Raw genomic sequence first — 24,686 nt, forward strand, 5'->3', positions numbered from 1 at the left:
GATCAGAAGTCAAAGATGGCGTGTACTAGAATTTCCACTTACGTCTATCTTCTCCTTTTTTAATTTCTTCCATTAGTAGCTTATAATAAGCCTTAAACTGATCAGCCTCTTCTTCTATATCCTGTAGTTTAAAAGTAAACAGCCCTCCTATTTTATTTGCTTCTTCTAGTCTCTTTAAAAGTTTATTTCTTTTTTCGACTAATGGCAAGAAATTTAGTTGCTCTTCCAGATAACTTGCTTTACCGGCTGATTCTGCCTGGGCTTGTTTATAAATTAATTGAAGCTGTTTTAATATGCCTTTAGCCTGCTTGTAGTTCATTCGCTGAATTAACTCGTTTACAATTTCTTTGGATAGTTGGACATTATCCTGGCCAAAACTAATGTAAGTTTTACCTTGCACTATATATGACTCTACAAAGGGCGTAGTGCCGGATAATCTCTGGTAATTTTCAATGGTACTCACTATATCCTGTCCTTTAATATTATCGCACCTAATCATTAAGCCAGATTTGCTACTTATTTTATGTGCCCAATGGGTAAATTTATTCATTATTATTTCTAACTGTCGATAAGCTTCGAGTGGTAAGATAGCATGGGTATGGGGACGGCCTTGCTCTTTTTGTATAATCATTGCTTGCCATGTTTTAAGGAGCTCTTCCCCTATTCCATTTGGCTCTTCTTGAGAGGCTGTATTGGTGGAAGAATCTTGAGGAAGGTATGAACGAGCGGCTAACATATTTTTTTGGTTTTCACTTTTCATAAGCCAATAAATGCCTTTATCATGGTCTATAGGTGTTCCACAACCTCTCATATGCATGCATGCTAAATGAGCTTGTGCAACTCTATTTTCTAGGCTAGCTGCCCTGGTATACCACATTAACGCTTGTTCATAGTTTTTCTCAATTCCCAAACCATCGCGATATATAATCCCTAAATTAGCTTGTGCATCTCCATAAGCCTGTTCAGCTGCTTTCATACACCACTTGAAAGCTTTCCTGTAGTCTTGAGCTACTCCTAATTCTTTCTGATACGAGAGTCCTAAATTGGTTTGTGCAGCCGCGTAGCCTTGTTTAGCTGCTCTCTTGTACCATTTATTCGCTTGTTTGGAATTAGGTGCTACCCCTAATCCTTTGTCATACATATAACCCAAATTAGTTTGTGCCAGTACATTGCCTGCTTTGGCTGCCCTGGTATACCATTTGATTGCTTTTGTATAGTCAAGGGGAAATTCTACTCCATTCCTATACATATATCCTAAATTATTTTGGGCCAAGACATTCCCCATTTTTGCATGCCTGCGAATGTTACTAATAATATCTGTATCTATACAACCCTGTTTTTCTTCCCCTAAAAAACGTAACAAAAGATAAACATATCGCTCATCTTCTAATGCCTTATCTTTTATTCCTGCCCAATTAAAAGGACTGATAAAATCTTTTAGATAAGGTCTTACACCTACTCTTAAATACCCTCCAACAATGGTTTCTTGAGCTTCTCTATTATTAGCATTAGCAAGTTTAGCTAACTTGAAGATACGCGTGGAATTATAATTTATAGTAATAGGAGCTACTTGCTGTTGTCCTTCCACTACTTCTTCTTTGCTGCTTATTTCTTCTGTAAGTGTAGGGTAATCACTAACTGACTGTAATTGTTGGTCTGTTATGAAGGTACTTGATGCCTGTTCTCCTGCTATGATGGATACTTGGCCTTCTTTTTCCTCTATTTCTAAGGAATCTACTTGCTTGCTTGATGTCATTCCTAAGCCGGCAGATTGATTATTATACCAGGTTGTATGACATGTTTGTATGCGTCTTCCTTCGTAATCCAAAAGTTCAAATGTAATTTGCACTGTATCTACCCCTACGGCTGGAATAAGCTTAAAAGGTATTACTAAAACCTCATCTTCTATGTCCACCCCAGTTTTATCTGTAAAGAAAGTAAGGTTGTTAGCAATATTTGGCACACTTTTTTGTTTGCCTGCTGCATTAGTATATAGCAACTTGATATGGCTATTCCCTTTGGGTGTGATACTAACTTTTAATTGACAATCTTTTAAATTCGCTATTTCAGCATTGTTGGCTAGACTGAAATGAGCTTCTATCGTCGTTTCTGCCTCTAATAATCCTTCTGGCTTTACATGCATAATTAAGGGAAAACTTTGCTGGTTGGTATTTACTAACCCCGTGGAACAGGAAATTATACTTAATCCTAGCGCACAAAAAATTAGGCTGTTTAATATTAATTTTGAATGGTTTATAGCAAAGGTCGTTTTTACGCCTTTTCCTTTATGGTTACTGAGTGTGATAATTGTTGCCATAATTCTTAATTATTTTTTGTATAAACATGTAATTTCTCCCACTTCCCTTTTAATTTTCTTAAAGTTAGCATCTATATCTACATGTTCACACACGGTTGGAAGCGTCTTAAAGTATTTAGGCGAAAGATTTTTGTGATACGCAGATAAAGGTTGCAATTTCATTTAAAAAAGCCACCTGAATGATGAACAATGTTACCCATAAATTCTCCTTTCTTGAAATTCATAACTTCCTGGGGTATCACAATGGCATTTTCTCTCTGATGGGTTGTCTTGCTGACTTTTTTTATCAGATTCTTAGTATATCTTTAACTAAGGCAGTTAACTTTTTGCATAACTAAGTATTAGTTATCCGGTTATATATGAGAGCTTAGTTATGCAAGAGTTTTAATTTAGCATCTATCATATGATCCGATTATAGCATACTTAACAATTAATACATGCCCCGTTATCATTCAATCCTTTCTATATCGGCACCTAACACTTTTAATCTTTCCTCAATTCTCTCATATCCTCTATCAATTTGGTTGGCATGTTCTATAATGCTTTTACCTTCTGCCGAAAGAGCAGCTATTAAAAGAGATATTCCCGCCCGAATATCTGGAGAAGTCATGCGTATACCTTTAAGGGGAGAAGAACGGTCAAGCCCTACTACATGTACCCGATGTGGGTCACATAATACCAATTTTGCTCCCATCTCAATAAGGTTATCAACAAAAAACAAACGGCTTTCGTACATCTTTTGATGAAATAATACTGACCCTTTAGCCTGTATGGCTGTAACCAACAAAATACTTAACAAATCTGAGGGTAAACCAGGCCAAACAGCATCTGCTAATGTTAGTATGCGGTGCGTATTAATATCTTGTTGGATTTCATACGAGCTTTGAGAAGGAATAGTAATATCAGAACCAGTTATATCTAACTTGATTCCCAAACTTCGAAACCTACTTAAAGCTGGCTCTAATAATTGATCGCTACTAATAGCATTTTGAATAGTTAGATGAGAATTAGTCATAGCCGCTAACCCGATGAAGCTACCTATTTCCAACATATCTGGTAAAATCGTGTGTTCAGTACCACACAATGTTTCTACACCATAAATTGTTAACAGGTTAGAACCTATACCTTCTATGTGTGCTCCCATTTGCACCAACATTTTACATAGTTGCTGTATATGTGGTTCACAAGCGGCATTATAGATAGTTGTTTTACCCTGTGCCAAAGCTGCTGCCATAATTATATTGGCAGTTCCAGTTACAGAACTTTCATCTAACAGAATATAATCTCCTTGCAACTTATTTTTTGCTTCTACCATATACACTTGCTGGTGCTCATCATAGTTGAAAGTAGCCCCCAGCCTACTTATACCTATAAAGTGTGTATCTAGCCTTCTTCTTCCGATTTTATCTCCGCCAGGTTGTGGTATAATGGCTTTGCCCAAACGTGCTACCAAAGGCCCTAACATTAAAACTGAGGCTCTCAACTTACCACCGTGTGCTGTTAGTGCCTCTATATCAATAGTATCTACAGAGACATCTGCAGCATGTAAGCGGTAAGTATGTTGATCTATTTTTTGAACTTTTACTCCTAAAATTCCAAATAGGATAAGGAGCTCATGTACATCTAATATATCAGGGACATTATAAATTGTAACAGGTTCAGTAGTAAGCAAAGCTGCACACATTACCTGAAATGCTTCATTCTTAGAACCCTGTGGTTGAATGGTACCATGGAGCGGCTTGCCGCCATATATTTTAAATTTACTGAGCTTGCTCATCGTATATCTATTTTATTTTAAAAGTAGAGCTAAGTTACTTTTCCTATATTTTAGAAGCAACGCTAACTTTCTTTCTTCTATAAGCTTTACTTTTAGCTTTGGGTACACTATTAACAGTGTTGAAGGTATTTTGGCTTCTCAACTTTTCTATATCTATAGCCAGCTTATCTCCCACTAAATCCTGTATAATAGACAAGACAGTGTTACTATCCATATTATCTTTATTCCATGCAGCACTAAAATTCTTAATAAGTTTTCCTATACTAACAAGCATATCAGCTTGCTTAGCAGGATCTGTTTCTTCTAAAACCTTTTTAACAACAAGCTCTATATGGCGACCACAATGCCGGTATTTAATAGGTTGTTTAGAATAAGCAAGGCGTTGTGGTCGATTCATATAGAGCTCCTTGCTTGGCATAGGATAAGGACTATCCACGTCTAGTTTATAATCAGCAAGAATACAAAGGTCATCCCAATACTTTTGAGCCTGATCATTAGGTAATTTTGAATTACCTGTATGAAGCAAGTTCATTATCTTTAAAATGGATTGCGCATATTGGTTTCTGGTAGCTTTATCTTTCACTTGTTGAAGTTGAACAACCAATTTCTGTACATTTCTACCATACTCTCTAAGTTTTAACGGTGTTTCGGTCGTATTATACGTGTGCATGCAGTTATAGTTTACATTCTATGGTTATGATAAAAGATCGTATGGTAAAGTTGAGGTTATCCTTCTACAGAATTATTCAAAATCTTTAGCTTAGCAAAACTAAGTAGCAGAGTCTTCTCACCTGATTCTGAAAAAGCAATTCTGGCCTTTTTATGAGTTCCTGTTAGTTCTACGGAGATTACCATACCTATACCAAATGTAGGATGTTCTACTTGCATGCCTGATTTAAGTTGAGACGTGTCGCTAGGCTGGAAAGCTGGCTTGCTGCTCTGCGCATATGCTTGAAATTTAACTTTGACACTTTTTTGCTGAGGTGTAATTCGCATGCTACTAATAAATTGCTTGGTATAGTTGGTATTTGACTTCTCAGTATAGCTGTTAGTAACATGAGCCATGTGTAAATAGACTGGGTCTATTTCTCCAATAAATCTGCTTACTTCGCACTGCTTTAATTTGCCAAAACGATACCTACTTATAGTATAAGATAAGAAAACTTTCTTTTGCGCGCGAGTAAGAGCCACATAAAATAATCGTCTTTCTTCCTCTAAATCTTCTCTACTTCCTAGCATCATTGAAGAAGGGAAAAGATCTTCTTCAATACCAACAATGTACACATATTTAAACTCTAAACCTTTAGCTGCATGTATAGTCATTAAAGATATTTTATCCTCTCCATCTTCTTCATTTTCATTATTGGTAGCTAATGCTACATCTTGCAAAAAGGTAGCCAAGCTAGTATCTACTTGCTCAGGGTTAGCAGTGAAAGCTTTTATTCCACTCAAGAGCTCTTGTACGTTTTCATAGCGAGCCAGTCCCTCTACAGTCTTATCCTCATAAAGCGATTTAAGTAACCCTGATCTTTTAGCAATCTCGCTGGCTATCTCATATGCATCTTTTTTAGTAAGATCTAGTGCCATAGCTTGAATCATATGGGCAAACTCCTCTACAGCTTCAGCCACTCGGCCACTTAAAAAATTCTTAGCATTGCACATTACCTCCCATAAAGGTATGCCATGATCGCTCGCTGCTACAACCATCTTCTCAATATTACTAGGGCCTATACCTCGTTTAGGCTCATTGATAATACGTTTAAGCGCCTCTTCATCATTATGATTGACTATAAAGCGTAAATAAGCCAACAAATCTTTTACTTCTTTCCGTTGATAGAAAGAGGTACCGCCCAACATACGATAAGGTAGATTTATTTTTCGAAGTGCCTCTTCAATAGCTCTAGACTGGCTGTTGGTTCTATATAGAATAGCAAAATCTTCATTTCTTAGTTGATTTTGCATTTTTATTTCAAATATAGAAGCAGCTACTAATCTACCCTCTTCTGCATCGGTAGTTGCACGAATCAAACCAATAACTTCCCCCTTCTCATTAGCCGTCCAAACATTTTTTTTTAGTTGTAATTGATTATTTCTAATAATTCCATTAGCAGCTTCTACTATATTTTGTGTAGAACGGTAATTTTGTTCTAGCTTGATAATAGTGAGGTTAGGATAATCTTTTTCAAAATTTAAGATATTACGTATGTTGGCACCTCTAAATGCATAAATACTCTGTGCATCATCCCCCACCACACATATATTTTTATGTATACCTGCTAGGTCTTTTACAATAGCATACTGAGCTAAGTTAGTATCTTGAAACTCATCAATAAGAATATATTGAAACCTTTCCTGATACTTATAAAGTATGTCTAAGTGCTGGTTAAGTAGTAAATAGGTATTTAAAAGGATATCATCGAAATCCATAGCACCAGCTTGCAAGCAACGTTTTGCGTACTGTACATAGATTTCTCCTACTTTGGGCTTCATAGCCTCTTCGTCATCTTGCTGGTATATAGGGTTGTTGATATACTCTTGTGCTGTAATTAACCTATTTTTAGCAGAGGATATGCGAGATAAGACTGTATTGGGTGTATAAGTCTTATCATCTAAATTCATCTCTTTAATAATGGATTTAAGCAGCGATTTACTATCTGTAGTGTCATATATACTAAAGCTGCTAGGGTATCCTATTTTATCTGCTTCAATACGCAAGAGTTTTGCAAAACAACTATGAAAAGTACCTAGCCAGACGTTTTTGGCTGCAGGCCCTATTACTTGCTCAATACGCTTTTTCATTTCATTAGCTGCCTTATTAGTAAAGGTCAATGCCAATATCTTAAAGGGATCTACTTTTTTTTCCTGGATCAGATAAGCGATGCGAGTGGTAAGTACTTTTGTTTTACCTGCACCTGCTCCAGCAATAATCATACACGGCCCTTCTGTGTTAACGGCTGCTTGCCGCTGCTGCTCATTAAGCATGTCTAGAGGAACTATCATGGGTTGATGATTAGATGATTAATTGTAATTGTAGCTAATTATAAATGCAAGAGTACACATGCTTATTTTACTTTACTAGAAGCCAAGCATAAGTGCCCACCTACCATATAACCCATATACTTATGTAGGCACCAGTAGCATATATATATCAATTACAGGGATACAGCAAGGTATGTGTAATGTCTTTCACTTAGTAATACCTATATCTATAATCTTGTGTATTTGCTAATTTCCCTAATGCTTTAGATAGCTGATAAACCTGCTTGAACCGTTCTAATCTAGCTTGTTCTACTTTATTACCCTGCCAAGAATCAGGTAGCTTCGATGTTTGGTGCTGTATAACATCAAGGACTACAATACCAGAAAGATCAGCAATAATTTTAGACCTTTGCCCTGGTTGTAAGCTAAAGGCTTGGCTAATTGTTTTAGGAGCCGAACCTATTCCTTGTAAGGTATTAGCACTAAATTTAACCTGTGGAACTGTAAATATTTTTGCTTCTCCCCCATATTGTTTTGCTAATTCCTCTAATGGAAGGTTAGCTATAGGTTGGAGTTTTTCTGTAATAATTTTTACCCTTTGTTCATTGATTGCTTTTTGTTTTACATCTTTTTTTACTTCATCTAATGAAGCGGTACCTGCATGAGTATGCGAGGCGACCATAGCTATCACATAGTTATTCGTTAATTCAAATATAGAAGAGACTTGCCCAACTTTTGCACTATTATATAACCAGCGTACTAATTCCCTAGCATTGGTTAACTTGTTTATATCCGTATCATCTTTACCTACCTTTGCTTCCTGTACTTGCAAAGAATACTTTGCAACTTGTGTTTCAAACTGTGCTTTATTAGTTACCTGACTGGCAAAATCATCGGCCTTTCTAAATATCTTTTCTTTTGTTTCATCACTTGGCGCTAGCCTTTTCTCAATAACAACAAGTTCATACTTTTTAGGAGTTGCGTCAACTAGGTTAACTACCTTATAAAATTTATAGTCCTTACCTATTGCTAAAGGACCTACAACCATCCCTTTTTTTAAGGTATTCTTATGCTCTACCAAAGGAGCAGGTAAATCTTTTTCTGTACATTGTAAGTAGACAAGTGTAGGATCTGTGTCAGTGTGTATGCTAGCAAATGCACTAGCTTCCTGAGTATTAGCAAAATCTTCCTTTAATTTTTGTAGTTCTTTCTGGAATGCTAATTTATCATTTTTAGACGCTACAATAGGAAAAGTTACATAACGGATATGTTTGCTTTCTTCTACCTGATAATCAGCAGTATGCTTTGCAAGATATTCTTTCAGCATAGCATCTGTGATGCTGGTACTTTCCTTTTTTATACTTTTGTAGGGCACGTAGAGGTATTGTATATCTAGCGTAGTATTATTGATATTAAACTGATGTTGCGCCTCTAAACTGTTTACAAATACGCTCTGATCCATTAATTGGTTGAACTTATCCTGACAACGAGAGGCAGCTAAAATTCTTTCTAATGTATGCCAATGTCTTTGATTATTAGCTGGCACTTGAGCTAAGCTCTGTAAGTAAGCGAGCAGATCTTTTTTGTTAAATTCTTTTGTTTCTCGGTTGGTAAAAGCAGCCTTCAAATCAGGATGGATATGGGTTCCCTGTACCATATCTACTAACTCATCTGAGCCAACAGTTATACCTAAATCTTTACATACTTTATCGTATATAATTTCATTGGTTAGCTGTCTCCAAGCTTGTTTTCTTAAAGTTGTATTTTCTTCCTCATCAGGGCTTTGTCCATAATGCATTAAGAAATTATGTTGCAAATCATCTAATCGATCTTGAAATTCCCTTAAAGTAACTTCTTTACCTGCTACTTTACCTATTATAGGAGAGTTATTAGATGTTAAAGGATTAAGACCAAATAATTCACGAGCTATAAAGAACAAAAGCCCAATGGAAACAACGACTATTAAAAGACGCGTTCTCTCACGTATTTTACCTATTAATGCCATTACTTTACGAGTATGATTTAAAGTTTAATGTCAAAGATAATATTTTATAAACTATAATTGATAGCGATGCTAAAAGTATTTCATAGATAACTATAACTAAATAATTCTTAGTTTTCTCAATCACCTTAAATTGATATTAATACATAATAAATAACTAACCTTCTTTTTACTTTAGCTAATTATATACCAATATTCTTCTACACTACTATAAGCATAATACTACAATTTCTGCTAAAAGATATCTAAAATTTGTAGCATTCCTTGAAAAACTTAGTAAAATTGGATTGGGCAATTGCCCTATTCTCTTTATTTCGTATCAACCACTATTTAGATACTAAGAGAGGAAAAGTAAAGACTACCCACAATAAGGGGGGGTAGGTTCGTTTGCTATCTGATTTGATAAGGTGCGTGCTTGTACCTAACGTGGCTAGACAAGTGAAGGTCCCATCCCCTTATTGTTTTCAATAGATCTTTGTGCTTGGGTCAATAGAGCCGCTGCGAAACAGAAAATTGATAAAACTATTGGATTTTTGAGAGATAAATTTACTATCTACAAAAAATCAACCTACCTTTTTTATACTTTAAATGCCTATTTTTATTTTTTGTGTTCTCTAAATTGTGAAAAATACTCCTCTGTTTTTTTATAACAGTTGTTTCGCAGCAGGTCTAATTAAACCTTGCCCAGCATAATTTTACTACGATCGATCTGTTCTTTGCTTTCAACATATACTTTTACTTTTATAGGCAGCTATCGGGCAGCTTATTTTCTAGTTGCTTGTCTAGTTAAGATGCTATTTACCTTGTATCTAAAGAGAAATAAGTAAAATTATAAAAGTTATTATCGGCTAGCTGATAAAAATTAGCTATAATGTCTACCATATTAGTTATCCTACCCGTATAGGACTTAAGAAATAACCTTTTAATTATGTTTTTATGTCTATCGATACTATTCTATTTACCGCTTTTTTAAGTGTTAACTTGATTATAGGCTTACTAGCTGGAAGGCGTGTAAAAAGCTTACGCGATTTCTCAATTGGCAATAAAGATTTCTCGACTGCTACGCTGACCTCTACTGTTGTAGCTACCTCGGTAGGGGGTGGATTTCTATTTTATGCTTTGCAGAATATTTATACCAGTGGGCTACAATTTATTCTAGTTACAGCAGGAGGAACGATATGCTTGCTATTGATTGGCCAGGTCTTATCTGTTCGGATGGGGGAGTTTTTAAATAATTTATCGGTAGCTGAGTCTATGGGGGATCTATATGGGCCCGCTGTGCGTATCATTACTGCTATAAGTGGAATTTTGAGGGCTATTGGTGCCATTGCCCTACAATTCCAGGTGATCGCTAAAATGTTAACCTTATTGTTAGGGTTACAAGGACCTTCAGTTACTATTGCTGCTGCCTCTATTGTTATTCTGTATTCAGCCTTTGGGGGTATCCGTTCGGTTCTTATTACTGATCTATTCCAGTTCATTGCTTTTGTTATTTTTATTCCTATCCTAGCCTTGATCGTCTGGAACCATGTGAAAAATCCTAGTCAGGTGTTACATACCATCACTACCAACCCCATTTTTAGTTTTAAAGCACTCCTATCGTGGAATCCTAAATTGTTAAGTGCGCTAGCTTTAATGTTATATTTTATTATTCCTGGTATGAATCCCCCTATATTTCAGCGGATAGCCATGGCAAAGACTATTGAACAAATTAAGTCCTCTTTCACTTACGCAGCAGGCATTACCCTGATTATGATTATATCAGTAGCTTGGATTGCTATTTTACTGCTTGCAGATAATCCTAATTTAGAGCCTAGCGGGCTTGTCAATCACCTTATTAACCAATATGCTTATCCAGGTCTGAAAGGGCTTATTGCAATTGGTATTACAGCGATGGCCATGTCTACAGCAGACTCTGATCTTAATGCTGCGGCTGTGTTAGCTGTGAATGATATTATTAAGCCACGTAAAAGTGATTGGGTGGAATCTATTACAATAACTAGATTGCTTTCCCTAGGATTGGGGCTATGTGCGCTAGCACTAGCCATCCATACTACAGATTTATTAGAACTCTTATTGCTCTCGGGGAGTTTTTATATGCCTATTGTGACCGTACCGTTATTACTGGCTATTTTTGGTTTTCGTAGCAGTAATAGAGCAGTTCTTATAGGCATGACAGCTGGTTTTATAACTGTTGTTGGGTGGAACGTTTTCTTAGCTCATACAGATATCAGTAGCCTGATGCCAGGTATGATGGCTAATTTGCTATTTTATATGATCAGCCATTATGTTTTACAAGAAAAAGGGGGCTGGGTAGGTATTAAAGAGAAAGGCCCGCTTTTAGCAGCTAGACAAAGCCGCTGGGAAAGCTGGAGAAGGTTCGTTTATACTATTAAGCATCCCCATACTTATACATATCTACAAAAGAATCTTCCGACTTATGAAGTTGTTTATACGTTGTTTGCTATTTATGTAATAGGAGCTACTTATGCTTCATTCTTCACCATACCAGAAGCAATCGTTACCCATCACCAAAAGCTCTATGACTTTGCCGTACATTCTGTTTTAATTGCAACAGCTGGTTTTCTAACTTATCCGGCATGGCCGCCTACTTTCAAAGCTAAATGGTTTATTGCCTTTGCTTGGCCGATAGGAATATTTTATATTCTCTTTGTTGTGGGAACCATTTTAGTCCTGATGAGCGGCTTTCACCAAGTGCAAGTGATGATTTTTATGTTGAATCTGGTTATGGCTGCTTTTCTACTATCTTGGCCACTTATGTTGCTGCTTTCAACTGCAGGCATGGCTATAGGCAGCGTGGTCTTATATCTATATTGCGGCAACTTACATTGTAGCGATGTTGATCTGGCGGGTGAATTCAAAGTGGTTTATGGCATCCTTTTACTGAGCAGCTTTCTAATTGCCATCTTTAGATTTAAAGAGAATAAGAAGAAATTAGAAAGTAAAAATATTTATCTAGCTAGGTTGTATGAAGAAAAGAGTAACGAGCTAGCAGAAATTTTAGGCTATAGAGAACAAATAATAAAAGAACTAAGTGAGGATGAAAAAAGATTATTTGATGATACTACGGCTGCTTATATACAACAAATCATCTACCGAATGACAGATTATATGCGTTTAGAAGTAACTACAATTAATTTAGATCAGCTTTTGTTAGAAGTTAAAGATATTCTTAAGCTCAAAGAGCTTGATAACATGACTCAATGGATAACTAAAAGACTGACAAAAGAAGAATCCATTCATGGCGATGCAGCAAAACTCAAGCAGTTATTAGTCAACGCTATCTTATATATTCAAGAGCACAACCTATCGAATCAACCTATCACCGTGATAGTAGAAGATGCCAAGCTAGGTCATCGAGTAGATTATATTAAAGATTATACCAGGCAATTAGCAGCTTTAAAATTTACCATTACCATAGAAAAGGATATACCGACTAAAAAAGATCTTTATATGATCGATCAACTGCCTTTGTTAAGTCAACATACTAGAAAAGGTAAATTAATAGAAAATGCTCGTATCATCCATGCACATTATGGGTATGCCAATCTAGACAACGAGCACATGCAGGTGTATGTACTTCCGGCGAATGTAAGAGAAGTAAGAGGCAAAGTAATGGAATTATTAAGAGAGCCTGTAGAAGTAGATGGAGAAGAAGTAAGACATCCATTGGCTATCGAGCTTGAAAAAGAGTTAATGGATAAAATAAAAGGGAAAAAGATAGATGGTAAGGTTATTAATAAGGCACTGGATACTATTAAAAGATACCATGCAGGCATTAAAAGGAAATCAGGCGAACCTTTCTTTACGCATCCTATTGCTGTAGCATTAATTTTATTGGAATACTGCCAAGATCAAGATGCAGTGGTAGCAGCATTACTGCATGATAAGGTAGAAGATACCAGTTTATCGCTCATACAAATCAGGGCTATATTTGGAGAAAAAGTAGCTTTTATAGTGAGTAAAGTAACCAACCTAGAAGATAATTTGCGTAGAGTAAGTTCAGTAGACCATGAGAATGTCTATCGTTTGATGAATTATGAAGATGAGCGGGCCGCTTTTGTGAAACTTGCAGATAGATTACATAACATGCGCACTATCAGTGGTCATTCTTCACTTGCCAAGCAAAAACATATAGCCAATGAGACCTTGAATTTCTTTGTCCCGCTAGCTAAAAATTTAGGATTAGAAACTATAGCAAGAGAATTAGAAAAGCTAAGTTTAGCAGTATTGGGTAAAAGGTAAAATAGTATGTTTAATTTAAGTTTTAATTGATGGAGAAATATCACCACCCATTGCTAACATATGACCACAACCTATTAAATTAATAGCTGGGTGTGATGATTTCTATGACAAAGCCAACTTTATTTGAAGATTTTTTCTAGAACTGTTAGTTAAGCTACTTGCTTATATTCATACATTCTTTGGTCTATTGTACAAGCGTATATCCTGCGGAGTATTTTATTGCGAATAGCATTGATTATACTCTTCTTATTTTTTCCTTATTTTACCTTTCAATCATAATAAACCTTGATTTCTGTATTGTTCTTAATTGAGCTTATAGCACACATATGTAGGTTTTTCTTTAGTAGCTTGTTGTCCATCGGATGTACTTTTTTGCTCTTAATACTTGCGCCCAAACTATATTCAAAAGGTGCTAGCCCACAATAAGAGGCCACCTTTTTAACATTAGCAAATCTTTCAAAATTATAGCTATACAACATTAAGTAAAGTGCTGTTACTAGCCCTACACTGCGCACAGAAAGTATAATTTATTAAGTTTTCTTTATATCAATCATGAATGTATTATAAAAGGAGACGAGAGTTGTAATCCTATAGCTGCAACCTCTATCATAGCTAAAGTATATCGAGACGAGTATATGCAAGAGTTAGCCGAACATGAGCCTGGCTATAATTCGAATATTAATATGTCCCCTACCAAGGAGCATTACCAAGCTATCTTTGAGTTAGGGATTAGCTTTCACCACCGTAAAAGCTTTAGTTTGGGCCAAATATTTACAGCCTAGCTTGTGCGCATTGTAGGAACAATAAGCTATGATGCCCCATAAATTTATTTTTTATAGTATATTTTTTATTTGTTTTATTTTGTGTATACAAAATATTTACTATTATACTTCCACATAAACCAAATTAAGTTTGCTATGAAACATACTTGCTCATTACAATTTATAGCATGCATTTTGATTGTGGGATTATTTTTACAAAGTTGTTCTGGCTTCGCTAACACTCCTCTAAATGGTATAGAAGAACATTATAAACAGCTTGACATACAGCCCATATTAGATAAAGAATTTATAGCAGAAGGAGGCCATTTAGTTTCCTTTTATCAAGAACAAGAAAAGCTCAAGGCAACTGTACACCTAAATTATCTTGATGAAAAAGATAAAATTTATGATGAAGTAAATGTTGTTGTAGAAAAAGGAGTAGAGCTATCTAGCTTAGCAAAGCTAGATAGGAAAATGCAGCAAAAGCGTATACAAATTCGGTTCGCTGAAGAGCAGAAAGGCAAACCTAAAAGTGTAGTGGTACATAAGCCATGGCTGGTGGGGGGAGGAAAAGAAGTTATTGCTTTTTATGGTACTCCCGGAGTTGGGAAAAGTACTTTATGTAATTCTATATTCCAAAAGGCTGTTTTTAAATCAGGAGTATCTGTTAGAACAAGAATGACTACCGAAAAACAGGAATATCAGCATGAGGGCAAACTATATATTGATACACCAGGATTACAAGACATGCAAATGCTACAGCAAGCCGCTGCAGAAATAAAAGAGGCTTTAAAACGTAATAAGAATTACAGAGTAGTTTTTGTTGCAACGCTAGGATCCGGAAGAATACAGTATACTGACTTGGTTACTATTAATACAATTCGTAGCGCAATAAGCACACCTTTTGAATATGGTTTGGTTTTTAATAAAGTCACTAAAGGAGTTAGAAAAAATATTAAACAAACAGGTTTAAACAACTATATGATACTTTTTAACAAAAGGCCTTGTGCAACAGTTATAATTAATAAAGATAATGAGATAGAAGATGAAGGGAATGTATATTTAGAATCTAGTAATAAAAGCAGAAAGAGACTAATACAATTTCTAGAAAACTTAAATATTAATGAACCAGAACCAAAAGATTCTATCATATTTTGCGGTAATCCAGGAGTTGGTAAGAGCACCTTGTGTAACTCTATTTTTGGAAGAAAAATATTTGAATCTGGAGTATCTATTAGAACAGGGATGACCACAAAAAAACAGGAGTATTTGTATGAGGGCAAGATATATATTGACACGCCAGGTCTAGCAGACTCGAATACTCGTACGGAAACTGGTAAACAGATAGAAGAAGCATTAAAAAAGAACGGTAATTATAAAATAGTATTTGTTATAACATTAAAAGCTGGAAGATTAAGACCTGAAGATATAGATACCATTCATACGGTCTGCGAAACAATCAAAATTCCTTTTGAGTATGGTTTAGTTATAAACAAAATTAGTGAAGGCGTTAGAAACCAAATTAGTCAGAAAGGTTTAAGCTCCTATCTTGAATCCTTTAAAAAAATACCTTACGCAACAGTTATACTTAGCATGGACGAAGAGATAGAAGATGAAGATAATAGGTATTTTGAAATGAACAGCCAAAATAGACAAAGTTTGATAAATTTTCTTGATCAATTGAGATCTAACCAAATACGCTCGTCTGACATTGAAAGATTAGAGACAGTGGACTATAAGATAAGAGCTTTTCAGATGGAACAAGAAAGAAGAAGAATACAAGAAGAAAACCGAAGAATAGAAGAGGAGCATAGAAGACGAGTAGCCGAACTAAATGCACGGATTAGCAGATTAAGAGCAGAGCAGGATGATGGAGGATGTACGCTCTTTTAAAACATATTAAAAAAATAATTATTGAAGTTTTATTTGGGATATTCACGATAAATTACTAGCATACTTTCCTACTAACAAACTTAGACTATTATGAAACATACTTACTCCTTACATATAATAGTACGTATTTTAGTGCTATGCTTGTTTTTACAAAACTGCTCAGGCTTTTCCAATGCACCATTAAATAGCGAAAAAGAGTTTAACATACAGGATTTACTAGATCAAGAATTTACAGCAGATGGGGGGCATTTAGTTTCTTTTTACGAGGGGCAAGAAGAAATTAAGGCAACTGTACAAGTAAACCCCCTTGATGAAAAAGATAAAATTTATAATGAAGTAAATGTAGTTGTAGAAAAAGGGGTAGAGCTAGCGAGCTTAGCAAAGCTAGATAGAAAAACACAGCAAAAGCGTATACAAATTCAGTTCTCTAAAGAGCAAAAAGGCAAACCTCAAAGTGTCGTAATACATAAACCTTGGTTGATGGGTGGGATGAAGGAGGTTATTATATTCTGTGGAAACCCAGGAGTTGGAAAAAGCTCTTTATGTAACTCTATTTTTCAAAGTTCAAAGCCAATATTTAACTCCGGGGTATCTATTTTAACAGGAATGACAACCAATAAACAGCAATATCTGCATGAAGGAAAGCTATATGTCGACACACCAGGTCTAGCAGATCCGGAAACTCGTACGAAAGCTGGCAAAGCAATAACAGAGGCATTAAAACATAATGGCAATTACAAAATAGTCTTTGTTATAACTTTAGAGGGTGGAAGGCTAAGCCCTGAAGATGTGGCTACCATTGAAACAGTCTGCGAAGCAATTAAGGTTCCTTTTGAATATGGTTTAATTTTCAACAAGGTTACTCCAGGAATTAGGAAAAAAATAATAGGTATAGGAGTAGAATCATACGTAAAGAAGTATAGTATAAGCTTAGATAATAATATTAATAACCTCACTGAAGAGTTCATCTTGAATCTTATACAACTTGGCTTATCAGAGGGTTACTTTAAAGCATTTACTAAACAACCATCATCGGCAACTATGCTTATGAGGGAAAGTCACATGGAAGACGAGGAAGGTGAGTATTTTAGTGCTAATAGTCCAAATATGAAGAATTTATTAAATTTCCTTGGCAAGCTAAAGGCTACTGAAATACATGAATCCAATATTATTCCACTAGATACTACGGATTATAAGAAAAAGATCGAAGAACAAGAAGCAAAAAATAAGAAGCTAGAAGAAGAGCTTAACAAAGTTAAAGAAGAAAATAGGAGACAAATAAGAGATCTGGATGCACAAATTAATAAATTAAACGAAGAATTAGCTAAAAAAGGGGAAGGCTTTTGGAGTAAAGTTGGAAATTTCTTAGGTGACGTTGGAATTGCTATTGGAAGTGCTATTGTGGGTGGTATTGTAAAAAGTATTTTTCATAGACCAGGCCCTACATGTAATCCGGATCCTGGGGGGCACACAGAATTGTAATTTACTTGTTTAAAAGTTAGTGTGTTCTACTAAAATAAGGAAGCTACAAAAGTGTAAATTTTCTGATTAATACTAATAATTTTGAGGCTTCTTTTTATGACAGTATACAAAGCTATAACAAATAAGATACAACTAGAATTTATGCATATTTACATTTATAAAACCATAGCCAACATACAAGTATTGCTCTTGCTATCCATTTCACTTGTAGTAAATGGTTGCGGTTGTAGCAAACCTACTGAAGCTACTTCTCACACACTTAAACCCTCTGAAATTGTTTTATTTTTAGGTAATTCCAACGTTGGAAAAAGTACTTTATGTAATTCTGTTTTTCAACAAGCAGTATTCAACTCTGATGTATCTATGAGTTTTGGAACAACCCTTTACAACCAAGAACATGAATATCAGAATGCCTTATATATTGATACACCTGGTTTATCCTATAAACAAACTCGAGAGAAGGCTGCAAAAGAGATAGAAGAAGCATTAAAAAAGAATAGCAATTATAAAATAATTTTTGTTGTAACGCTAAAATCTGGAAGACTAAGGCCTACCGATATAGCTACCATTGATACAATTTGTGATGTCATTCAAGTTCCTTTTGAATATGGTTTAATTTTTAATAAAGTTACTCGAGGAATCATAAAAGCCATTAATCAAAAGGGTTTAAATTACTATTTAACATCATTCAAAAAGAAGCCTTTTGCGACAGTTATCCTCAAAATGGATTATGAAATAGAAGATAACCCAAATTTTTATTTTAAACCTGATAGTGAAAACAGAAAGAATCTATTAGAGTTTATAAGCAAGCTAAAATCTGTTCAAATACATGAATCCGATATTAAGCCATTGGATATTACAAAATATGAGCAAAGACTATACGAATAAAGAGACTAGATGACAATCAAATTTGAAAGTGTACATAATTATTTAACCTAAGTTGCTAGTGATTGATAAGTAAAAAAATAAAAAAACCTCCGATCTTGTTTTTGTATAAACCAATAAACCAGAGGTCATTATGATTGACCAATCAATAGCAATATACACATTTATTGACGACTTACTCAAATGTTTGCATTATCAAGAAGATAGAAAAAGGAAATTGTCAGATGCAGAGGTCTTAACAACAGCTATCGTCTCAGCGTTATACTTTGGCGGACATCTTGACAAAGCTCGATCGTTTATGCACTCTACTACGCTTATCCCTAACATGCTCGATAAAAGTAGGTACAATCGCCGTTTGCACGCTATAGGACAAGAGATAACGACCCTCTTTTTAACAATAGGTAATCTCATCAAGCAAGTAGCCTTCTGTAAGGATTTTGTGTTGGATTCCTTTCCCTTAGCTGTGTGCGATAACATACATACTCGCCGATGTAAATTATTGTAAGGTGAGGCTTACAGAGGCTACAAAGCCTCTATAAGCCGTTACTTTTATGGCATTAAAGTGCAATTGATTACAACCAGTAGTGGTATTCCAGTTGGATTCTCAATGGTGCCTGGCAGTCAAGCAGATGTTAAAGGAGTGCATCAATTATCTTTCTGTTTGCCAGCTGGTAGTGTACTCTATGCTGACTCGGCTTATACCAACTACCATCTAGAAGATATATTGGCTATTGGCTGATGATAGGATTAAGCTTTATTCTCAACGTAAAGCGAATGCTCATCGACAGGATACGCCTTCTCTGGCTTATCTCAAAGAGCGCATGCGAAAATTGATAGAGACCAGCATTAGTGGTATTAAAGGCCTTTTCTTAAGGAAGATTCATGCTGTTACCTTCAGAGGTTTTCTGACCAAAATATTCTTATTCTTGCTAACTTTTCAAATCAATAAAGCTTTCCTCAACTAGCAACTTAGGTTATTTATTTAGCAAACAACTTCTCAAACTTATTAAAAGTTATGAGTAATTAAGCTATTTGTTGCTGAACCTTGTGTAATGCTGCATAGTAACCATCTTTTGCTAGTAAGCTTTGGTGGGCTCCTTGCTCTTTAATTTCCCCTTTATCAAGTACCAATATATCATCTACATGTTGTATGGTACTTAGTCTATGAGCTATAATAATAGCTGTTCTATTAGCTAGCACTGTCAATGTAGCCTGTTGTATTAGTTTTTCACTTTCAGTGTCCAAAGATGCAGTAGCTTCGTCTAGAATGATAATGCTAGGGTTATATACTAAAACACGTGCAAAAGCTAAAAGCTGCCTTTGTCCCATAGAAAGCGATATGCCCCTCTCTCCAACCTTATAATCATAGTTACCTGGTAGTTGTTGAATAAATGTATGAATACCTACCATTTTAGCTGCTTCTACAACACGCTCTTTAGAAATAGTATGATCACCCAAGGTTATATTTTCATAAATGGTTGCAGAAAACAGAAATACATCTTGTAAAACCAACCCTATATGTTTACGTAGGCTATGTATTTCATAATCTAGTATATTTACTCCATCTATTTCAATAATTCCCTTTTGAGGCTCATAAAACCTTTCTAACAGATTGATAGTAGTGGATTTACCAGCTCCAGTAGCTCCTACTATAGCTAAAGATTTATTGGCTGCAACCTCAAAATTCAAATCTTTAAGAATATAATCTTGTTCTTTATAAGCAAACCAAACACCTTTAAAACTAATGTTGCCTTGGATATGTTGTGGCTGGTAAGTACCGGTATTTTTTACTATTTCCTTGTTGTCTAATAACTCCATAATTCTGCCGCTGCTAACTAGTCCCATTTGTAATGTATTAAAATGTTCTGCTAAATGGGAGACTGGCCTAAAAAACATCTTGATATACATTAGAAAGGCAGTTAGACTACCTAACGTGGTTACTTGATTGATAACACCTTTAGCACCATACCAGATTAGTAAACTCATACCAATGGCACGCATAATTTCTAAAGATGGATAATACAGCGAATAATACTTGTTTGATTTATCATTTGCCTTTCTATAAGCCTCATTAAGCATTTTGAAATTTATTAGCTCTGCGTCCTCCCTATTAAATATCTGTATGATACTCATGCCTGTAATTCGGCTCTGTATAAAAGAATTAAGCTTAGTTGCTACATCGTTTACTTCCTTATAAGCACTTGCAATCTTCTTTTTAAAAAGATAAGTCCCTGCTATCAGTAGTGGTACAGTAGTCAAACTTAAGAGTGCTAGCTTCCAATTGATATAAAGCATAAAAGCAGCCATAGCTATAAGCTGTAGCAAATCTGCTAAAACTGCTGCAAAGTCATGGCTAAATACATCTAGTAGCTTTTCTGTATCTGAAATATTACGCATTACAAGCCTTCCGACAGGTGTGTTATTATGGAAGGTAGCATTTAGCTGGATAACATGAGTGTAGATCTTTGTACGTATATCTTTAACCACATGCTGGCCAAGCCAATCAGATAAATAAACAAGAATATATTGAGAGAGTGTTTGTAAGAATAACAATCCTAACATCCATAGAATAATAACCAATAAACCTATATGATCTTTCAAAGCTATGTGTTTATCAATAGCAATTTGTATCATATATGGTCTACTAGGCTCTACAATACCTATAACAAGTGTTAGAAATATAAGTATGTAAAAAACCAGTTGATATGGTTTTATAAAATGAAATAGTTTGCTAAGCAGCCTATATTCTAAAATTTTGTAAGGTGACTTATATTTATTAAGCATACAACATGTAAAAGAGAATTGCCAATAATACTTTATACTGTAAATATAGTATCGGGATAAGTAACATTAACCAAAGTTAACCCACAAGCAGGTACTAAACTAGCTGCTAGGTTACGATCTTTTTGTACTAGGGTATACTCAAAATCTTTGACACTACATTTCCCTAAGCCTACTTCTAGTAAGTTTCCTACAATAGCTCGCACCATACCTCTAAGAAATCTATTAGCAGTAATCTGGAAAATTAGTTGGTCATTACTACCAGTCGACCAATGAGCTTCAATGATATTACAAAGGTTAGGATACAACGTATGGTCCGTAATAGAGCCTACCTTACTAAAACTCTCAAAATTTTTATATATTTTAAGTATAGCTGCTGCTTCGTTCATTTTCTCTAAATCTAACACCCTTCTAAAAACATATGTTGTTGCCTGCATAAATGGATTTTTAGTGCAAGATATTTTATACACATATGTTCTGCTGAGTGCATCAAAACGAGAATGAGCTGTTGGTAAGACTGGGTGAATTCCTAATATTGCAATATCAGAAGGTACTATTAAATTAAGTTTATATTTTAATTTATCAATATCTATTGTAAAAGGCATATCTACGTGTGCAAATTGTTGCTGTGCATGCACACCAGTATCGGTCCTACTACTCCCTACAATTTCTATATTAGTTGATAATAGCTGCGTTAGCTTTTTTTGAATAACTGCTTGAACGGAAGTGGCATTCTGCTGTATTTGCCATCCATGATAGTGGGTTCCTTGATAAGCTATTTCCAAAAAATAACGCATGTTACCAGTAGTTAGGTGCAAAAAATTTACAGAGGGTAATAAGCTACTTAGTAAGCAAGAACAAGCAATATACTAGTATGCAAACGTTCACAGTCAGTTTCTAGAACTTAATTTGGTTAATGTTATTATCCCAACGTAGTTTTCAAACAAAAAAATAATACCTATCAATAAACAGCTTACGAAGATATACACAGTTGGTAGTCATAGCCGAATGAATTTATTATTGATAACTAGCATAGTATCAATAAGAATAAAAAATGCTATGGTAGCAAAATGTACCATAGCATAATAAAATAAGAAAAATAGAAGTTTAAAAATTAAAATCAATAACTTATTAGGCTCCTACTAATACTCTTTTAAAATTCTTGACAACCAAGCCAGCAGCAATTTTTGTCAAGTATTGTGCTACTGTCAAAGTATTATCTTTTACAAAAGGCTGGTTGGCTAATGTATTCTCTTTAAAGAATTTGTTGAGCCTGCCTTGTGCAATGTTTTCTAACATGGCTTCTGGCTTACCTTCACGAATAGCTTGTTCTCTAGCAATTGCTAATTCTTGCTCAATAACGCTAGTAAAAACACCATCTTTATCTATGGCAATAGGATTAAGCGCTGCAATTTGCATAGCAACATCTTTACCCGCTACTACTACATCTTCTCCTTTAGCGCCTTGTAAAGCAACTAAAACCGCTAATTTATTACCTGTATGTATATAAGGAACTACTACTTCTGCAGACAAGGTTTCATAAGCACTTAATGTTATATTTTCGCCCATTTTACCCACTAATTCTGTAATACGTTCTTGTACTGTAAGTCCGTCTATTTCGAGCTGTTTTAAATCTTCGATAGTGGCTGGTTGCTGAGCTAAGGCAAGTGATAAAATTTGTTGTGCTATTTGTTGAAACAAATCGTTTTTAGCTACAAAATCTGTCTCACAACCTAATGCTATGATGGCTCCATGATCAGCAGATGCATTGACATCGGCTAATGCAAATCCTTCTGTAGTGTCTCTTCCGGCACGGGCAGCAGCTATTTTTTGTCCTTTTTTCCTAAGTAGCTCAATAGCTTTATCAATATCACCTTGTGCTTCTGTAAGTGCTTTTTTACAATCCATCATACCGGCGCCTGTTAGTTGCCGTAATTTATTGATATCTTGTGCTGTAATAGCCATAATATTTACAATGCTTATTTTCTTTTACAATTACTATCTATGTATAATTACTCTAATTGGACTCTTATGGGTCTAAGAGAAGTGTATTATAATAGCTTATAACCTGCTATTCCAATTTTTGTTATCAACACTAAGCTGATAATTTTTACAAGAGTAATTTATCTCTTTGTGCTCTGCTATTATTTTACTAGGAAAATTTACAGAGCACCTATTCGGCACTTTATTTTTTAGGCTTATCCCCAGCTTTACTTACACCAATAGGTCGACTTCCTTTAACTGGTGTCCTACTCTTTTTAAACCTTTCTACAGGTTCTGCAGTTTTATTTTTGGAGGCTTTAACCGCTATACCGTACGCATTATCTTCTTCCGAATCTGCATCACTATATGCAACTTTCTCTGCTCCTCTAGGACGTGCTCCTTTATTATCTTCAGTATCTTGAGCGTCTTTATCTTGTGCTTCAGCAGCTTTATCTTCTTGTCGCATAGATAACCCTTCATTAATAGCTTCACCTAAGGTACGAACTATAAGTTCAATAGCAGGTGTAGCATCATCGTTACTAGGGATAGGATAATCTACCAGATCAGGATCTACATTTGTATCAGCAAGTGCTATAATAGGTATACCTAGTTTTCTAGCCTCTTGTACGGCAATACTTTCTTTCATGATATCTACAACCACTAAAGCACCAGGCAGTTTGGTTAAGTCAAGAACACCACCTAATACCCTTTCTAGCTTATCTTTATCGCGCGCTATCATCAACTGCTCCTTTTTAGCCATATTCTTATAGGTAGCACTTTTCATCATGCGCTCCATAGAAGTTAGTTTTTTGATAAGTCTTCGGATAGTAATAAAGTTAGTCAAAGTACCACCCAGCCATCGCTCTGTCATATAAGGCATATTAAGTGACTTAGCAGTTTGTGCTACTAGCTCTTTAGCCTGTTTTTTGGTGGCCACAAACAAGATCTTCTTACCAGAACGGGCCACAGCTTGCAAAGTATCTGCTGCTTCCTGAAGCTGGGAAAGTGTCTTATTAAGGTCAATAATATGTATCCCACGGCTTTCCATGAAGATAAAGGGAGCCATACTAGGGTTCCATTTTCTAGACAAGTGACCTAGGTGTACACCCGCTTTAAGTAAATCTTTCTGAGTCAGTGTAATCATGTATGAGTCTGTATGCGATATTATTTTAACGTTTACTGAATTGGAAACTTTTTCTAGCTTTCTTATGACCGTATTTTTTACGCTCTACCATTCTAGAATCTCTAGTGAGAAACCCTTCTTTTTTCAAACTAGGCCGAAAACTAGGATTTACCTCACATAAAGCACGTGCGATACCTAAACGAACAGCTTCTGCTTGTCCCTTAAAGCCTCCACCTTTTACGTTAATTTTAATATCGTATTGGTCGATTGCCTCAATTTGCTGAAGAGGCTGTTTTACTAGAGTAATAATAGCCTCAGAAGGAAAATATTTTTCCAAAGAAGTTTTATTGATGCTTATATCTCCTTTTCCGTTAGAAAGGTAGATTCTAGCAATAGATGTCTTTCTTCTGCCTACGGCATTAATGATTTCCATGGAT

At 35.3% G+C, this 24,686-nt stretch carries 15 protein-coding genes and 2 pseudogenes; 6 read left to right on the forward strand and 11 right to left on the reverse strand.

Annotation, left to right across the window (positions count from 1 at the left end):
• Positions 1 to 25 precede the first annotated feature (25 nt).
• The 5 genes from AASI_RS07480 to AASI_RS00195 form a co-directional block, all read right to left on the reverse strand.
• Positions 26 to 2,317 (reverse strand): tetratricopeptide repeat protein, encoded by a 2,292-nt coding sequence (locus tag AASI_RS07480; protein ID WP_012472262.1) that lies wholly within the window; start codon positions 2,315 to 2,317, stop codon positions 26 to 28.
• A 448-nt stretch (positions 2,318 to 2,765) separates the two neighbouring features.
• A complete protein-coding gene (murA, locus tag AASI_RS00180; protein ID WP_012472264.1) occupies positions 2,766 to 4,094 on the reverse strand; it encodes a UDP-N-acetylglucosamine 1-carboxyvinyltransferase in 1,329 nt (442 codons plus the stop codon).
• Between the two features lie 43 nt (positions 4,095 to 4,137).
• Positions 4,138 to 4,764: a DUF4290 domain-containing protein gene (locus tag AASI_RS00185; RefSeq protein ID WP_012472265.1), complete on the reverse strand. Its 627-nt coding sequence runs from the start codon at positions 4,762 to 4,764 to the stop codon at positions 4,138 to 4,140.
• A 56-nt stretch (positions 4,765 to 4,820) separates the two neighbouring features.
• Positions 4,821 to 7,094, reverse strand: coding sequence for an ATP-dependent helicase (locus AASI_RS00190; protein WP_012472266.1), 2,274 nt, complete (start codon positions 7,092 to 7,094; stop codon positions 4,821 to 4,823).
• A gap of 190 nt (positions 7,095 to 7,284) precedes the next feature.
• Complete coding sequence (locus AASI_RS00195) at positions 7,285 to 9,078, reverse strand: peptidylprolyl isomerase (protein ID WP_012472267.1); 1,794 nt, start codon at positions 9,076 to 9,078, stop codon at positions 7,285 to 7,287.
• Between the two features lie 933 nt (positions 9,079 to 10,011).
• Between AASI_RS00195 and AASI_RS07485 the strand changes: the two genes are divergently transcribed.
• Positions 10,012 to 13,341, forward strand: a complete 3,330-nt coding sequence (locus AASI_RS07485; protein ID WP_012472268.1) for a sodium:solute symporter family transporter — start codon at positions 10,012 to 10,014, stop codon at positions 13,339 to 13,341.
• A 149-nt stretch (positions 13,342 to 13,490) separates the two neighbouring features.
• On the opposite strand, the pseudogene AASI_RS07490 reads toward AASI_RS07485, so the two are convergent.
• Positions 13,491 to 13,868: pseudogene (locus tag AASI_RS07490) on the reverse strand (transposase); the annotation flags it as partial.
• A gap of 81 nt (positions 13,869 to 13,949) precedes the next feature.
• Between AASI_RS07490 and AASI_RS07810 the strand changes: the two are divergent.
• The 5 genes and pseudogenes from AASI_RS07810 (at position 13,950) to AASI_RS00225 (ending at position 19,327) form a co-directional block, all read left to right on the forward strand.
• Positions 13,950 to 14,123, forward strand: coding sequence for a ribonuclease H family protein (locus AASI_RS07810; RefSeq protein WP_238541619.1), 174 nt, complete (start codon positions 13,950 to 13,952; stop codon positions 14,121 to 14,123).
• Positions 14,124 to 14,258: 135 nt separating this feature from the next.
• Positions 14,259 to 15,995, forward strand: a complete 1,737-nt coding sequence (locus AASI_RS00210) for a GTPase (protein ID WP_012472269.1) — start codon at positions 14,259 to 14,261, stop codon at positions 15,993 to 15,995.
• Positions 15,996 to 16,085: 90 nt separating this feature from the next.
• Positions 16,086 to 17,477, forward strand: coding sequence for a GTPase (locus AASI_RS00215; RefSeq protein ID WP_012472270.1), 1,392 nt, complete (start codon positions 16,086 to 16,088; stop codon positions 17,475 to 17,477).
• Positions 17,478 to 17,618: 141 nt separating this feature from the next.
• On the forward strand, positions 17,619 to 18,365 hold the full coding sequence (locus AASI_RS00220) for a GTPase domain-containing protein (RefSeq protein WP_187146271.1): 747 nt from the start codon (positions 17,619 to 17,621) through the stop codon (positions 18,363 to 18,365).
• 130 nt (positions 18,366 to 18,495) lie between these two features.
• Positions 18,496 to 19,327 (forward strand): annotated as a pseudogene (locus AASI_RS00225) (IS982 family transposase).
• A 58-nt stretch (positions 19,328 to 19,385) separates the two neighbouring features.
• Here AASI_RS00225 and AASI_RS00230 read toward each other — a convergent pair.
• From AASI_RS00230 to rpsI, 5 genes are all read right to left on the reverse strand, one after another.
• Entirely contained in the window at positions 19,386 to 21,146 is a 1,761-nt protein-coding gene (locus AASI_RS00230; protein WP_012472272.1) for an ABC transporter ATP-binding protein, read from the reverse strand.
• 32 nt (positions 21,147 to 21,178) lie between these two features.
• On the reverse strand, positions 21,179 to 21,940 hold the full coding sequence (truA, locus tag AASI_RS00235; protein ID WP_012472273.1) for a tRNA pseudouridine(38-40) synthase TruA: 762 nt from the start codon (positions 21,938 to 21,940) through the stop codon (positions 21,179 to 21,181).
• Positions 21,941 to 22,274: 334 nt separating this feature from the next.
• Complete coding sequence (gene tsf, locus AASI_RS00240) at positions 22,275 to 23,108, reverse strand: translation elongation factor Ts (RefSeq protein WP_012472274.1); 834 nt, start codon at positions 23,106 to 23,108, stop codon at positions 22,275 to 22,277.
• Positions 23,109 to 23,328: 220 nt separating this feature from the next.
• The gene (gene rpsB / locus AASI_RS00245; protein WP_012472275.1) at positions 23,329 to 24,270 is read right to left on the reverse strand and encodes a 30S ribosomal protein S2; all 942 of its coding nucleotides are present in this window, start codon (positions 24,268 to 24,270) and stop codon (positions 23,329 to 23,331) included.
• 25 nt (positions 24,271 to 24,295) lie between these two features.
• Complete coding sequence (gene rpsI, locus AASI_RS00250; protein ID WP_012472276.1) at positions 24,296 to 24,682, reverse strand: 30S ribosomal protein S9; 387 nt, start codon at positions 24,680 to 24,682, stop codon at positions 24,296 to 24,298.
• Between the last annotated feature and the right edge of the window lie 4 nt (positions 24,683 to 24,686).

Source organism: Candidatus Amoebophilus asiaticus 5a2 (assembly GCF_000020565.1).
GTDB classification, from domain to species: domain Bacteria; phylum Bacteroidota; class Bacteroidia; order Cytophagales; family Amoebophilaceae; genus Amoebophilus; species Amoebophilus asiaticus.